The organism is Cryobacterium sp. CAN_C2, from assembly GCF_015751745.1.
Lineage (GTDB): Bacteria > Actinomycetota > Actinomycetes > Actinomycetales > Microbacteriaceae > Cryobacterium.
The window spans coordinates 33,002-45,361 of the sequence record NZ_JADOUX010000016.1; the positions used below are offsets into that span (position 1 = coordinate 33,002).

At 66.2% G+C, this 12,360-nt stretch carries 10 protein-coding genes; 6 read left to right on the forward strand and 4 right to left on the reverse strand.

The genetic code is table 11. The features are described from left to right. The first annotated feature begins 137 nt into the window (after positions 1-137). Both IWX77_RS12745 and IWX77_RS12750 read left to right on the forward strand, forming a co-directional pair. Entirely contained in the window at positions 138-1,709 is a 1,572-nt protein-coding gene (locus tag IWX77_RS12745; RefSeq protein WP_196844889.1) for a carboxylesterase/lipase family protein, read from the forward strand. A 122-nt stretch (positions 1,710-1,831) separates the two neighbouring features. Beyond that, positions 1,832-3,259 (forward strand): NCS2 family permease, encoded by a 1,428-nt coding sequence (locus tag IWX77_RS12750; RefSeq protein WP_442784470.1) that lies wholly within the window; start codon positions 1,832-1,834, stop codon positions 3,257-3,259. Between the two features lie 312 nt (positions 3,260-3,571). Here the strand turns inward: IWX77_RS12750 and IWX77_RS12755 are convergent, their stop codons facing one another. Both IWX77_RS12755 and IWX77_RS12760 read right to left on the reverse strand, forming a co-directional pair. After that, positions 3,572-4,447: a fumarylacetoacetate hydrolase family protein gene (locus IWX77_RS12755; protein ID WP_196844890.1), complete on the reverse strand. Its 876-nt coding sequence runs from the start codon at positions 4,445-4,447 to the stop codon at positions 3,572-3,574. Further along, complete coding sequence (locus IWX77_RS12760) at positions 4,444-5,970, reverse strand: AlkA N-terminal domain-containing protein (RefSeq protein ID WP_196844934.1); 1,527 nt, start codon at positions 5,968-5,970, stop codon at positions 4,444-4,446. The genes IWX77_RS12755 and IWX77_RS12760 overlap by 4 nt, the downstream gene beginning before the upstream one ends. Before the next feature lie 140 nt (positions 5,971-6,110). On the opposite strand from IWX77_RS12760, the gene IWX77_RS12765 reads away from it, so the two are divergent. From IWX77_RS12765 to IWX77_RS12775, 3 genes are all read left to right on the forward strand, one after another. Further along, positions 6,111-7,496, forward strand: coding sequence for an FAD-binding oxidoreductase (locus IWX77_RS12765; protein ID WP_196844891.1), 1,386 nt, complete (start codon positions 6,111-6,113; stop codon positions 7,494-7,496). 150 nt (positions 7,497-7,646) lie between these two features. Next, the gene (locus IWX77_RS12770) at positions 7,647-8,831 is read left to right on the forward strand and encodes a PrsW family intramembrane metalloprotease (RefSeq protein ID WP_297414651.1); all 1,185 of its coding nucleotides are present in this window, start codon (positions 7,647-7,649) and stop codon (positions 8,829-8,831) included. Positions 8,832-9,097: 266 nt separating this feature from the next. Further along, entirely contained in the window at positions 9,098-9,469 is a 372-nt protein-coding gene (locus IWX77_RS12775; protein WP_196844893.1) for an FKBP-type peptidyl-prolyl cis-trans isomerase, read from the forward strand. 17 nt (positions 9,470-9,486) lie between these two features. Here the strand turns inward: IWX77_RS12775 and IWX77_RS12780 are convergent, their stop codons facing one another. Next, on the reverse strand, positions 9,487-9,780 hold the full coding sequence (locus IWX77_RS12780) for a DUF167 domain-containing protein (protein ID WP_196844935.1): 294 nt from the start codon (positions 9,778-9,780) through the stop codon (positions 9,487-9,489). A 117-nt stretch (positions 9,781-9,897) separates the two neighbouring features. After that, complete coding sequence (locus IWX77_RS12785) at positions 9,898-10,341, reverse strand: pyridoxamine 5'-phosphate oxidase family protein (protein ID WP_196844894.1); 444 nt, start codon at positions 10,339-10,341, stop codon at positions 9,898-9,900. Between the two features lie 245 nt (positions 10,342-10,586). On the opposite strand from IWX77_RS12785, the gene IWX77_RS12790 reads away from it, so the two are divergent. After that, entirely contained in the window at positions 10,587-12,335 is a 1,749-nt protein-coding gene (locus IWX77_RS12790) for a BCCT family transporter (RefSeq protein ID WP_297414654.1), read from the forward strand. Positions 12,336-12,360: the final 25 nt, after the last annotated feature.

Sequence of the window (12,360 nt, forward strand, 5' to 3'; positions counted from 1 at the left end):
GTTCTCGTCTCGTCTGCTACGTGATCAGTTCTGTTGCGTGATCAGTTCTGTTGCGTGATCACTGTTGAGCGTAGTCGCAGCGGATCCCGCCGTGAGCGAGCGCCGAATATGCAGGAGGGACCCATAGACTCGGGCGCATGAGCCAGCTCGCCGATTCGACCACCACGGAGGGTCTCGAGGTACGAGTGGCCACCGGACTGCTTCGAGGGGTGCGCGAGCGCGGCGTGCTCGCGTGGCGGGGTATTCCCTATGCGGCGGCTCCGGTTGGCGATCGGCGTTTTCGTGCCCCGCAGCCGGCGCCCGCCTGGCACGGCGTGCGCGATGCAAGCCAGTGGGGTCTGATCGCCCCGCAGAGTCACAGGGGCCAGTTTCGCGGCGCTCACCCGCGCATTCCGCAGGGGGAAGACTGCCTCAACCTCAACGTGATCGCGCCCGACGAGAAGATGCGCCCGGGCTGGCAACTGCAGGACGCCCTCCGACCGGTGATGGTGTTCATCCACGGCGGCGCCTACAGCGTCGGCTCCAGCCGCGAGGTTCCCCGCCAGGGGGAGGGGCTGGTGCGGCGGGGCGGCATCGTCTACGTCAGCCTCAACTACCGGCTGGGGGCTCTGGGATACCTGGACTTTTCCCGGTTTGCCACGCCGGAACATCCGTTTGAAAGCAATCTGGGCCTGCGCGATCAGGTCGCCGCCCTGCAGTGGGTGCGGGACAACATTCGCGCCTTCGGAGGGGACCCGGATGCCGTCACCCTGTTTGGTGAGTCGGCCGGCGGCAACGCGGTCACCACGCTGATGACCGTTCCGAGGGCGACCGGCCTGTTTCATCGGGCCATCGCACAGAGTGCGCCGCCGAACGCGGTCTACCCGGGCGACCTCACCGCACGTTGGGCGGGCGAGTTCGTGGACAGCCTGATCGAGGCCGGCGGCCCCGGAGAGTACAGCGACGCTGATGCCGCCCGGCTGCTTTTCGCGGCTGATCCGGCGCGGCTCGCCGCGGCGACGACGGCACTGACCGTGCGCACGCCCGACCAGGACCCGGGAACGATTCCGCTCTGCCCGGTGATCGACGGCGAATTTCTGCCGGAACGCCCGCTCGACGCCTTTCGGGACGGCCGGGCTGCGCGCATCCCGCTGATCATCGGCACCAACGCGCGTGAGGGTTCACTGTTCAGCGGCCGGATCGATATTCTCGCCACGACGCCCGCACGAATCCGGGCGATCTTCAAGAAGACAACGAAGAAGGCGAAGAAAGCTCTCAAAGCGCAGTATCCGGGCATTCCGGCGCTGCGAGCCGCGCTTGATTTCGGCGGCGACTACTCGTTCTGGTACCCGAGCGTCAAGGTCGGCGAACGACACTCGCGGTATGCGCCGGTGTATTTCTACCGGTTCGATGCCGCTCCGCGGCTGTTGCGGCTGATGGGTCTCGATGCCACGCACGGCCTCGAACTGTTTCCGCTGTTCGACCGGCTCGACGGCTGGTTCGGCCGCGGCATGACGGCGCTCGGCGGGCGCCGCTCCTTTCAGAACATCGGAATCCGGATGCAGGGCTGGTGGCTCGGCTTTGTGCAGGGCGGGGTTCCATCGGCCGGGTGGCCGCGCTACGACGAAACCACGCGCGAGACGCTCATCATCGATCAGGCCGACCACGTCGAATCCGACCCGCACCGTGAACGGCGTCTGGCCTGGGGACGGTTCGTGCCCCACGTGTGAGCTGCCTGCCTGGCCGGTCGTAGACTGGAACCTTGCGTTAAGAGCCACGGCAACGGGAGCACACCATTAGCAGCACTGACACACCCACCACCGCGGCCTCGCCGCAGCCGGCAGCACGTGGCCTGAAGGCCCGCGTCGACTCTTACTTCGAGATAACCAGCCGCGGCTCGACCTGGTCTCGAGAATTTCGTGGCGGAGTCGTCACCTTTGTCACGATGGCCTACATCGTTATTCTGAATCCGCTGATTCTCGGCGGGTTCAGCGCCGACCAGGCCGCCGTCGACGTGGAGGGCGGCTGGCTGCCCAACGAGCAGGTTGCAGCCGTCACCGCGCTGACCGCCGGCGTCATGACGATTCTGTTCGGGGTCATCGCCCGCCTGCCCTACGGTTTCGCCGCCGGCCTCGGCATCAACTCGTTCCTCGCCGTGAGCGTCGTCGGCCAGGTCACCTGGGCTGAAGCGATGGGCCTCGTCGTCATAAACGGTCTCATCATCGTGTTGCTCGCCTCGACCGGCCTGCGCGAACTCATCTTCAACGCCATTCCGCGCCCGCTGAAAATTGCCATCACCGTCGGTATCGGCCTGTTCATCGCGTTTATCGGCCTCGTCGACTCCGGCTTTGTGCGGGCCAGCGGCGCGAACTCGCCGCCGGTGCAGCTCGGCGACGCCGGCTCGATCGCCACCCTGCCGACCGCAGTATTCGTGATCGGGCTCATCATCATCGGTGTGCTCCTGGCCCGCAAGGTCAAGGCCGCGCTGCTGATCGGCATCGTCGCAACCACCGTCATTGCCGTGATCCTGGAAGCCATCTTCACGGTTGGCCCCTCGCTCGGCACGAACCCGGACGGTTGGAACCTGAATGCCCCGGTGCTGCCGACGAGCGTCGTCGCCCTGCCCGACCTCGGACTGATCGGCCAGGTCTCCTTCGGTGCCTTCGAGCGCATCGGCATGCTCGCCGCCGTGATGCTCGTCTTCACCCTCGTCTTCACGAACTTCTTTGATGCCATGGGTACGATGACCGGCCTGGCCAGTGAGGCCGGACTTGCCGACCAGGACGGCAAGTTTCCGCGGCTGAAATCCGCACTGATCGTCGAGGGCATCGGCGCCGTCGCCGGCGGTGCGACCAGCGCCTCGTCGAACACGGTGTTCATCGAGTCGGGGGCCGGCATCGGAGAGGGAGCCCGTACCGGCATGGCCAACGTGATCACCGGCATCCTCTTTCTGGCCGCCATGTTCTTCACCCCGCTGACCCAGATCGTGCCGCTCGAAGTGGCCGCCGCCGCACTCGTCATCGTCGGAGCGCTCATGGTGTCGCAGATTCGCCACCTTGACTTCACCGAATTCTCGAGCACGCTGCCGATCTTCTTGACTATCATCGTCATGCCACTGACCTACTCCATCGCCAACGGAATCGGCGCGGGGTTCATCAGCTGGGTACTCGTGCGCAGTCTGTCGGGCAAGGGCCGCGAGATCAGTCCGCTGCTCTGGGTCGTCGCGGTCGGTTTTGTGCTCTACTTCGTGCGCGGCCCGGTCGAGGCGCTGATCGGCTAGGGTTCCCGGCGAGCGCACGCGCCTTTCCGGCCCTGCAGGCCCCGCCATCCTCTTCGATCGCGTCGGCCGTCGGGCTTCCATCGTGACCGCCTGCATTGTGGCGGTGCCGTGGTTTCTCGTGCTGTTTTACGATTCTCGACATCGTCGCCGGATTCTACGGCCCGGTCGGCGCGTTCCTGCCCGAACTGTGCGCGACCGCGCTGAACTGGCCGCTGATTCGTAAGAAAAGCACCGTCGTGTTCGTAGTACGGTGCTTTTCCCACCATTCGGGCACGGCCCCATCGGATGCTGCGGCGCCCGTTGCGAAGGCGGCTAGATTTCGCGACAGTGCGTCGTGAGCATGCCGATCTTGTCGATTGAAATGGTCACGGTCGAGCCATCGCGCAGAAAGATCGGCGGTTTACGGCTGTAGCCGGCGCCGCCCGGGCTGCCGGTGGAAATCAAGGTGCCGGGCATGAGCGTGGACGTCTTCGACAGGTAGGAGATGATCTCCGCCACGGTGCGCACCATGTCCCCGCTCGAGGCGTCCTGCAGAATGCGACCGTCGACATGGGTGGTCAGCCACAGGTTCTGTGGGTCGCCGATCTCATCGGCCGTGACCACGAGCGGGCCGGTCGGGGTGAAGCCGTCGAACGATTTGCAGCGTGACCACTGCGCTTCGGAGAACTGCAGGTCGCGCGCGGTGATGTCGTTCACGACGGTGTAACCGAAAACATAGTCCAGGGCATTGGCGACCGACACATTGCGGGCCGGGCGGCCGATGATGACGCCGAGTTCGGCCTCGTAGTCGACCTGGGTGGTGAGGTCGCGCGGCCAGGTGATAACGGATTCGTGTCCGGTGAGCGAGTTCGGCCAGAGCGAGAACACGGTCGCTGCGGTCTCCAGGCGCAGGCTCAGCTCGGAGGAGTGGGCGGCGTAGTTGGCGCCGATCGCGATGATCTGCGGCGGGCGCAGCACCGCGGAGGAGTGCCGCAGCTCGTCGACCGGGGTCAGGACAGCCCCGTTGGAGACGGCATCGAGGCTGATCGCGCGGGTGCGTTCGTACCCGGCGTCGCCCTGTTCGAGCAGGTCTTGCAGGTCGCGGGGGGCGTCGTCAGTGACGTCGTCGAGAAACAGTGCCGCATCGTCGAAGATCACGGCCAATCGGGGAACGGAGGAGCCGTCAACTCTCAAATGCGCAAATTTCACTCTTCTAGGCTAACTGGCCCTGCCCCGAGCTGCCCTGCGAGGTGCTCCAACCCTCGGTCGGTCTGCTTGGAGGAAACGGGCGAAGTGTTGCCGTAGGCCCGCCACAGGTGCATTCCGGCGTAACTGCGCCACGGAGCCCAGTCCGCCCCGCGGGCGGCCAGCGCCCGCGGTTCAACGGCGAGCCCGAGTCGGCCGGCCCCCTGTCGCAGCGCCAGATCGCTCGTCAGCAGAATGTCAGGGCTGCCAAGCACCCGTATGGCCACGTACCCGGCCGTCCATGGTCCGATTCCGGGCAGGGCGACCAGGCTGGCTTCCAGCTCGGCGCGCGTCTGCCCAAACGACAGCGCCAGATCGCCCACAGCCAGTGCCTGCGCGACCCCGAGGATCGCCTCGACGCGGGCGCCCGGCCCGCGCAGCACCGTCCGACCGCCCGCGGCGATCTGCGCCGCGGTCGGAAAAAGCAGCCGGAGCTCGGGACCGGGCAGGCGCTCGCCGAGCGCGTCGGCCAGCCGGGTCAGCGCGGTGCGGGCGGCGGCGACCGAGATCTGCTGCCCGATCAGCGCCCGAAACAGGGTTTCCTCGGCGTCCATGCTACCCGGCACACGTATGCCAGGGGTCTGCGCGACCGAGGCGGCCAGCGTCGGGTCCGCCGCGAGGTGACGGTCGATCGCCGATGCGTCAGCATCGAGGTCGAACAATCGACGCACGCGGCTGACCAGCGGTGCCAGGTCGGTGAGTTGTGCGAGACGGATGCTGCAGGCCACCGCGGGGGCCGCATCCGTTCCCGACAGGGTCACCTCGACCGTGGCCGTGCCGTGCGGCAACCGCACGGTGCGGGCGTAGCTCGTGTCGGTGGCCGTTTCGACGCCGGGCAGGGCGCGCGTGCCGAGAAAACGCAGCACGCCGACGCCATCGAAGGGCGCCCGTGCCGGCAGTTGCAGCGTAATTTTGGTTTCGGCGTGATCGACGCCTGACACCGCATGCTCAGGCGCTGTGCGCCGGGCGGCGCGCACCTCGGAGGGGGTGCGTTCGTACACGGCGGTGACGGTGTCGTTGAACTGGCGCACACTGCCAAAACCGGCGGCGAAGGCCACGTCGGTGATCTTCAGGTCGGTGCCGAGCAAGAGCAGTCGGGCGGTCTGCGCACGATGGGCTCGGGCGAGTGCGAGCGGACCGGCGCCGAGCTCGGCGACGAGCACCCGGGTCAGGTGCCGGGGCGTGTAACCGAGGCGGGCGGCGAGACCCGGCACACCGTCACGCTCCACGACGCCGTCGGAGATGAGTCGCATCGAGCGGGCGGCGAGATCGTCGCGCATATTCCAGGCCGGTGAGCCGGGCACCGCGTCGGGCAGGCAGCGTTTGCAGGCCCGCAGCCCGGCATCATGGGCGGCTGCAATGGTGAGATAGAACGACACATTGCCGGGCTTGGGCGTGGTCGCCGGGCAGCTCGGCCGGCAGTAGATGCCCGTCGTGTGCACGCCGGTGATGAACTGGCCGTCGAACCGGGTGTCGCGCGCGCACATGATGCGGTAGCGCTCGGCGAAGACCGGGTCGGTCAACCCGGGTGCGGCGGCGGGAGAGAAGGACACCTTTTGAGCCTGCCACGCCTGGCCGCGCGGCGGTAGCGGAAAACAGACCTGGAGCGGCTCGATAGGCTGGGGACATGAACGCACTGACGCGCCTCCAGTCCGAGCTCGGCGACATCGTCAGCGTTGAACCACTCGACCTGGCAGCCAGTCGCACGGACAAGTCCGGCTGGGTGGCCGATGGCACACCGCTGGCTATCGTGCGCGCCACGACGGTCGCGCAGGTTCAAGCCGTGCTGCGCATCGCAACCGAATTTCGGGTGCCGGTGGTGACCCGCGGCGCCGGCACCGGCCTGTCTGGCGGAGCCTGCGGCACCGACGAATCCATTGTGTTGAGCGTTGCCGGGCTCACCCGCATCCTCGAAATCAACCACGATGACGAACTCGCTGTCGTCGAAGCGGGCGTGATCAACCAGCACCTCAACGACGCACTAGCGGAACAGAACCTGTGGTTCGCCCCCGATCCGGCCAGTAAAGCCATCTCCACCGTCGGCGGCAATATCGCCACGAACGCCGGCGGGTTACTCTGCGCCAAATACGGGGTCACCCGGGAGGCGGTGCTCGGCCTGACCGTCGTGCTCGCCGACGGCAGCCTGCTGCGCACCGGGCACCGCACCATCAAGGGCGTCACCGGTTACGATCTGACCGCGCTGCTCACCGGCTCCGAGGGCACGCTCGGCGTCATCGTCGAGGCGACAGTGCGGGTGCGGGCCCGCACGGCGGGCACCGTTGCCACGATCGGTGCGGTTTTTGAGACCGTCACTGCGGCGGCCGCAGCGAGCGCGGCCATCACGGCCGCACGCATCCGCCCTGCCGTGATGGAACTGATCGATCCGGTCGCGCTCGGCCTGGTCGCCGCCTACCTCGGGCCAGAGGGCTCCGCCGGCCTGCCCCTTGGTCGGGGTGCGTTTCTACTCGTGCAGACCGACGGTCCGGCGGCGCTCGCCGAAGCCGAGGCGGCCGTGGAGGTGCTGCGGGCGGGCGGCGGCGAAGCCAGCCTGTCAACGGATGCAGCCTCCGGCGACCGCCTGCTGGCCATCCGCCGCGCCATGCACCCGGCCCTGGAGCAGTTCGGCCGGGTGCTCATTGAAGATGTGTCGGTACCGCGTTCGCGCATGGCGGAGATGTTCGCCGTAATCGACGAGATCAGTGCCCGCACCGGCATCGCTATTCCCACGGTTGCCCACGCCGGCGACGGCAACCTGCACCCCAATTTCGTCATTCCGCGCGGAGGGACCGCGGATGCGGCGGTGCCCGATGAGATCTGGGCGGCCGCCGACGAGATGTTCGAGGCGGCGCTCGCTCTCGGCGGCACGCTCACCGGCGAACACGGCGTGGGCGTGCTGAAACGTCGCTGGCTGCGTGACGAGATCGGCGACACAAGCCTCGCCCTGCAACGTCAACTCAAAGCAGTCTTTGACCCCCTGGGTCTGCTGAACCCGGGCACCATGTTCGACGCCTGAGGCGCGGGACCGACGGATCGCGCCGGTTCGATCTCCAGACGGGTCTGGCACTGGGGCCGGTATTCTCAAGTAATGAGCCTCGATCAGCCGCCAGGCCACCAGCCCGCAAAACCCCGGCCGACCGCACAGCAGCCAGTCCAACAGCTGCCAGTGCAGCCGAGTCCCAACCCGGTACAACAGGTCTGGAGCAGGCCGGTTCCTCCGCGTCGCACCGGCCGAATCGTCGTGGCCTTTGTCGGCATCGTGCTCGCCGGGTTGGCCCTGCTCGCCGTGTTTGCCTACCTGACGACGTTTCTCGGCACCGGGGCGCTGCTGTTCGGACTGCTCCTGGCACTGCTGCCGCTCGCGGTCGTGCTGTTCGCGGTGCGTTGGATGGACCGCTGGGACCCGGAGCCGCGGCCCGCGCTGATCTTCGCGCTGCTCTGGGGCGCTGGCATCTCCATCGTTACCGCGCTGGTATTTGACCTCGGCGTTCAGATCACGATTGCGGCCAGCGCGGGCTCGCTTACCGGGAGTGATTTCGCATCCGCTGTTATTCAAGCCCCAATTGTGGAAGAAGTCGCCAAGGGCTTCGGCGTGCTCGTGCTGTTCTGGGCGGTGCGCCGGCATTTCGACGGACCCCTCGACGGCGTTGTCTACGCCGCGACGATTGCGGCCGGCTTCGCGTTTTCGGAGAATATTCAGTATTTCGGCCTCGCCATGACCGAGGGCAACGCGCAGAGCCTCGGTATCACCTTTCTGCTGCGCGGGGTATTCTCGCCGTTCGCGCACGTCACCTTCACGATCTGCACCGGGCTCGCCCTCGGCCTGGCCGCGCGCCGCAGCGCTACCAAGAGCGGGGTGGTCGGCTACTTTCTGCTCGGCCTGATGCCGGCGATCGCCCTGCACGCGCTCTGGAACGGCTCGACCTTCGTGCTCACCGGCGACGCCTCCGTACTCTTTTATTACGTGATCGTACAGGTACCGTTGTTCGTCGCCGCTGTCCTCATCGTGGTGTTTTTGCGCCGGCAGGAGGCCCGCATCACCCTGCGCCGGCTGCACGAATACTCGCAGGCCGGGTGGTTCACGCCGGCGGAGGTCTCCATGCTCGGCACCGGCGCCGGCCGACGTCAGGCGCTGGCCTGGGGCCGACACCAGGAGCGACCGAAGAAACTCGCGACGCGCCACTTCATAGCGGATGCGACGCGGCTCGCCTTTGTGCGCGACCGCCTCGTTCGGGGGCAGAGCACGCCGGCTCTGCACGCCCTCGAGGCGCGACTGCTCGAGCTGCTGATGAATCACCGGGCCGACATGCTCGGGCACACGCTGCCGGGTTCGGGGCCACCGGAACAATAGTGGCGCTGGGGCTGCGCGATCGCGCCGAAGCGCAGCATCGGAACCAAGTGGCACCGGAACCAAGTGGCACCGGAACCAAGTGGCACCGGTAACAACGAGCACCAACAGAAACTCGCCGCTTCGGTGGTGTGGCAATGCCGACGACTCTACCGATGCGACGAGTTGGTGTACATCAAGGATGCACCCGCCGGCGGCCGGGCGCAAGCATTATTTTCGTAGGTCTTGCTCGGTGTGCATTCCGGTGCCGAATCCGGTTGGATGGGGGTATGACTGATTTGAATTCCAAGCCCGAAATTGATTTCCCCGAGGGCGCTGCGCCCGAACAACTCGAGATCACCGATGTCGTCGAAGGCACCGGCGCCGAGGCGACCGCCGGCGCCACCGTCGACGTGCACTACCTCGGCGTCGAGTTCGCGTCCGGGGACGAGTTCGACTCGTCCTGGAACCGCGGCCAGTCGATCAACTTTCCGCTGCGCTCGCTCATCGCCGGCTGGCAGCAAGGTATCCCCGGAATGAAGGTCGGCGGCCGTCGCAAGCTCGTGGTGCCCCCGCACCTCGCCTACGGACCGGCCGGTTCCGGCCACCGTCTCTCCGGACAGACCCTGATCTTCGTCATCGACCTGCTCGGCGTGAGCTAGGTCAAGGCACACCAGTTTCACACCGATCGGGCTGCGGCTGAGCCAGTCGCAGCCCGGTTTCGGTGAGGTTCACAGATGACTGCGACCGGTGAACACGACGGGCTATGACCGCGGATGATGCTCACGTCGCGCTTGGCCACCTTGAAATGCTTGGCCAAGAGCGCGACCAGGGCATCGTTGGCTGCGCCCTCGATCGCGCGCTGCTGCAGAAAGACCGTCACCGACACGTGATCCGGTGTGCTCTCCGGGTCCTCCACAACGAGTGGGCCTTTTCGACTGTCCGGCTTCACGTGCACCGTCAGGCTGAGCATGGCGGGCACGGCACTCCTGTTTGCCCCGGGTTTGCGGCCACCGGGCAAAATGCAACGGTAGCGCCCCGCCAGCTGCCGGGCAGTACGAGCGCAGGCCAGCATAAGCGCAGGCCGCTACTACAGCAGGGTCGCCGTCGGCTCCGGGCCGAGCGCGAACCGCCGCCCGGTGATCAACTGCGGCACGATCTCGACAAAGATCGGCTTGACCGTGGGAATCAGCGGCCGCAACGGTAATGCGACGGCGTCATCGATCTCACGCTGGGTGTCGAGCGCCTTGGCCGTTCCGTGCACGATGACACTCCACGCCTCGTCGCGACCCACGCCATCCGTTTCGAAAGCGACTCGGTTGTTGACCGTGAGTTCGATCAATTTGGTGCCCGACGCGGTGCGAAACAGCAGGCGTCGGTCGGCCGCCACGAAATTGACCGGAAAAATATCGGGGATGCCGCCGACGGCCACGGCGAGGCGGCCCAGACTGGCCGAAAGCAACGCATCCCAGCACTCCTCTTCGCTGAGAACCTGCACGGGGACTGCAGTCGCGTTTACGTCATCGAAAGTCATGGTCCATCGTCACACGCCCAGCGCCCCACGGCGAGCGGGGTAGACACATTATTACTCCGCCCGCGGCGGACAAATCATGAACGGGTGATCACACGACGAACAAAAAAAGGCATATATATATATTGCTCTCCCCGGCGGTGCGCTTTGCCTGTACACTGTAATGTTGCCCAGCGGGGCACGCACCTGACGGTGCCGAAGCGGTTTCTTATCGTGCTCCGCAATCTAGTCGTTGAGAAAGTTCCACCGTGAGTGCACTACCCGAGATTCCGTCGAAAAAGCCGAAGAGCAGCCCGCCCACATCCCGGCGACTGGTCATTTCGGCACCCCGAGTGTTCTTCCCAGCGCTTGGCATCATCCTGGCCGTCGTCATCATTGCCATCGCTTTCCCGGTACGCACCGGCAGCGTTCTGGCCCTCCTGCAGGGCTGGGTGGTAGCCGGCCTCGGCCCGTACTACATGGTCATCGTGGCGGCGTTCGTGGTGTTCGCGATCTGGATGGGCGCGAGCCGCTTCGGAGACATCAAGCTCGGCCAGGACGACGACAAGCCCGAATTCGGCATCATGAGTTGGTTCGCCATGCTGTTCGCCGCGGGCATGGGCATCGGACTCGTCTTCTGGGGAGCGGCCGAGCCGCTTACCTTCTTCACAAACCCGAAACCCGGTGTGACCGGTGACGCGCAGGAACTCGCCGCTGCCGCCATGTCGCAAACCTTCCTGCACTGGGGCTTCCACGCCTGGGCCATCTATGCCGTGGTCGGGCTCGCGGTGTCCTATTCCATTCACCGCAAGGGCCGCCCGGTATCCATTCGCTGGGCGCTCGAGCCGCTGCTCGGTGACCGGGTCAAAGGTCGTCTCGGTGACGCCATCGACGTCATCGCCATCGTCGGAACGCTGTTCGGCGTGGCGACCTCACTCGGCCTCGGCGTCAAGCAAATTGCCGCTGGGCTGAGCTACCTCGGTGTTGTCGGAGAGGTCAACAACACCCTCCTTGTCGTGCTCATCATCGCGATCACAGCCGTCGCCACCGCCTCTGTGGTCAGCGGTGTCGGCAAGGGCATTAAATGGCTCTCCAACATCAACCTCGGCATGGCTGGCCTGCTGCTGATTGCGGTGCTGGCGCTCGGCCCCACCCTGTACCTGTTGCGCGTGCTCGTCGAGTCCATCGGTGCCTATTTTCAGAACGTCGTCGGACTCACCTTCGATGCCGGTTCCTTCACCGGCCAGGCCGGTATCGACTGGCAGGGCGCCTGGACCGTCTTCTACTGGGGCTGGTGGATCTCGTGGGCGCCGTTCGTCGGTGTTTTCATCGCCCGTATCTCGCGCGGCCGCACCGTACGCGAATTCATCGCCGGCGTGCTGCTCGTTCCCACCCTGGTCACCTTCGTCTGGTTCGCCGTCATGGGTGGCAGCGCCATCCGTCTCGCCTGGGAGGGCGACGGCGGCGGGCTCTTCGACCCTGCGGTCGGGATCATTTCCGAGAACGTGCTGTTCAACTTTCTCGGCCAATTGCCGCTCGGCGGCATCCTCTCGGTGCTAGCGGTTATTGTCGTGGCGATTTTCTTCATAACCTCGGCCGACTCCGGTTCGCTCGTGATCGACATGCTCGCTTCCGGCGGCGACACCAACCCGCCCAAGTGGAGCCGCATCATGTGGGCCAGCCTCGGCGGAATCGTGGCTATCGCCCTGTTGTTGGCTGGTGGACTCGCCGCTCTGCAGACCGGCGCGATTCTGACCGCGATTCCGGTGAGCATCGTCATGATTGGCATGTGTATCGCCACCTACAAGGCGTTCCGCATCGAACACGAGGTTCTGGTCACCGCCGAACGCCGCCAGCGTCGCGAGGAGATGGCCCGCCGCATCGGCAAGACCGTCACCGCGCACCTCGAGGAGAATTTCGACGACCACTTCGGTGACCAGGTCGACGGACACATCGAGGCGGCACTGACCGACGATCCGGCTCGCCGACCACGCTGGGGCCGTCGACCGAAGGTCTAGCACCGCCTGAGACCGCGGTCGAGGC

Bases quoted from the DNA above. Each gene is read 5' to 3' on its own strand.
- IWX77_RS12745 (WP_196844889.1), top strand. From the start codon at position 138: ATGAGCCAGCTCGCCGATTCGACCACCACGGAGGGTCTCGAGGTACGA.
- IWX77_RS12760 (WP_196844934.1), bottom strand. From the start codon at position 5,970: ATGTGCGCGCGCGACACCCGGTTCGACGGCCAGTTCATCACCGGCGTG.
- IWX77_RS12765 (WP_196844891.1), top strand. From the start codon at position 6,111: ATGAACGCACTGACGCGCCTCCAGTCCGAGCTCGGCGACATCGTCAGC.
- IWX77_RS12775 (WP_196844893.1), top strand. From the start codon at position 9,098: ATGACTGATTTGAATTCCAAGCCCGAAATTGATTTCCCCGAGGGCGCT.
- IWX77_RS12780 (WP_196844935.1), bottom strand. From the start codon at position 9,780: ATGCTCAGCCTGACGGTGCACGTGAAGCCGGACAGTCGAAAAGGCCCA.
- IWX77_RS12785 (WP_196844894.1), bottom strand. From the start codon at position 10,341: ATGACTTTCGATGACGTAAACGCGACTGCAGTCCCCGTGCAGGTTCTC.